The sequence below is a fragment of the Hirschia sp. genome, from assembly GCF_058892565.1.
In genome coordinates this window covers 1-803 of sequence record NZ_JBZXVU010000065.1, presented here as the reverse complement: position 1 = coordinate 803, position 803 = coordinate 1, and the positions used below count along the sequence as shown (strand labels likewise).

Sequence of the window (803 nt, the reverse complement as noted above, 5' to 3'; positions counted from 1 at the left end):
AACGAAATTAAAGAGGTCCTCGCGACTATGGGGCTGCACCTTGGTATGGATGTACCATCGTGGCCACCAGAGAATATCGAAGACTTAGCTAAGAAATACGAAGATTAGATAGAGGAGCGGTCCTTAGGGCCGTAATAGAAGCCATGCGTCACGGAATTGCGCACCGCAAGCTAAACCGCACGTCGGAGCACCGTAAGGCCATGTTCGCAAACATGGCTGCGTCTCTTGTGCAACACGAGCAGATCTCAACTACGCTTCCAAAAGCAAAAGAATTACGTTCTTTTGTAGATAAGCTAGTTACTTTGGGTAAAAAGGGTGACCTTGCAGCCCGTCGTCAAGCTATTTCAAAAATGCGTGACAAAGAGATGGTTCAAAAACTATTTGACGTTCTTGCAGACCGCTACAAAGACCGCGAAGGTGGTTACACACGCGTTCTTAAAGCAGGTTACCGTTATGGTGATAATGCTCCAATGGCGGTTATCGAGCTTGTTGATCGTGATGTTGAAGCCAAAGGTAAGGCTGATCGTGAGCGTGTTGAAGCTGAAGCTGCAATGGCCATGGAAGACTAGGTCTTTTACGAATATTTAAAAATCAAACACCGTTCTGAGAAATCAGGGCGGTGTTTTTTTATTTTCAAACATTTCAAATGGTTCTAGCTTAGAATTAATCTGCTAGATTAAGGATAAGAAGTTCAAATTTTGCCGCAATTGCGCCTCGTTTATCATGGATTTCATTTGAATGATCAAAACTCGTCTGACAAAAATGCTACGTAATGGAATGGCGTTTCTGAGCGTTTCATTACT

Annotated in this window: 1 protein-coding gene and 1 pseudogene; both read left to right on the top strand. The window is 43.6% G+C overall.

Features of this window, described 5'->3' with window-relative positions; translation table 11 throughout:
• Positions 1 to 108: pseudogene (locus tag AC5EF3_RS16305) on the top strand (DNA-directed RNA polymerase subunit alpha); the annotation flags it as partial.
• A gap of 35 nt (positions 109 to 143) precedes the next feature.
• On the top strand, positions 144 to 569 hold the full coding sequence (gene rplQ, locus AC5EF3_RS16300; RefSeq protein ID WP_015827891.1) for a 50S ribosomal protein L17: 426 nt from the start codon (positions 144 to 146) through the stop codon (positions 567 to 569).
• The last annotated feature ends 234 nt before the right edge of the window (positions 570 to 803 follow it).

Excerpts from the sequence above, each read along its gene's own strand:
- rplQ (WP_015827891.1), top strand. The coding sequence starts at position 144 with ATGCGTCACGGAATTGCGCACCGCAAGCTAAACCGCACGTCGGAGCAC.